Annotated in this window: 2 pseudogenes; both read left to right on the top strand. The window is 51.6% G+C overall.

The window, feature by feature from the left end:
* Window positions 1–582 (top strand): annotated as a pseudogene (locus tag KIV40_RS33290) (substrate-binding domain-containing protein); the annotation flags it as partial.
* Window positions 583–725: 143 nt separating this feature from the next.
* Window positions 726–865, top strand: a pseudogene (locus KIV40_RS35565) (cell division protein FtsN); the annotation flags it as partial.

Raw genomic sequence — 865 nt, forward strand, 5'->3', positions numbered from 1 at the left:
CTCGGTACCGATCACCCATTCGATGTCAGCAAAGCGGAACAGAAAAACCTACCGCCTATGGTCATGGCGTGCGAATTTGCCCCAGAGCTTGAGCTACCAACCGTTCACATCGATAACTTAACCTCCGCATTTGAGGCAGTGAACTACCTTGCTCAGTTAGGCCATAAGCGCATCGCGCAAATCTCAGGTCCAACATCGGCAACCCTATGTCAGTTCCGTCAGCAAGGCTATCAACAAGCACTGCGCCGCGCAGGGGTTACTATGAACCCTGCCTACAGCACCGTGGGTGACTTTACCTTTGAAGCTGGCGCACAAGCGGTTCGTCAACTGTTGGCACTGCCAGAGCAACCCACCGCCATCTTCTGTCACAATGACGCAATGGCGATTGGTGCGATTCAAGAAGCGAAGAAGCTGGGTCTGCGAGTGCCACACGATCTCTCAATCGTCGGTTTCGATGACATCCAATTTGCACAGTACTGCGATCCACCGCTGACCACCATTTCACAGCCTCGCTATGAGATCGGTCGCCAAGCGATGTTAATGATGCTCGACCTTCTTAAGGGCAACGATGTTCAAGCGGGGTACGGCACCACCCCGCCTTTAGTTCATGAAAATAGACACATAAATCTGCGGCACATTTTGATGTGCCGCTTCCATTTCTACACTATTATCCTCGCGCATTCTGGATTACCATGGGTGCAGAATCACCAACATTTGAAAGACTTGTGGCTAATAGAGATTATGTGAAGCGCGGTCGTGGAAACAACCGCACGACGAAAAAACCTGCCCCTCGCCGAAAACCATGGCGCAGTGGTCTTTTGGCGATCTTACTTGCTGGCGGCTTTGGCTACGGCTTGTATCTATT

It is taken from the genome of Vibrio sp. D173a, from assembly GCF_030248475.1.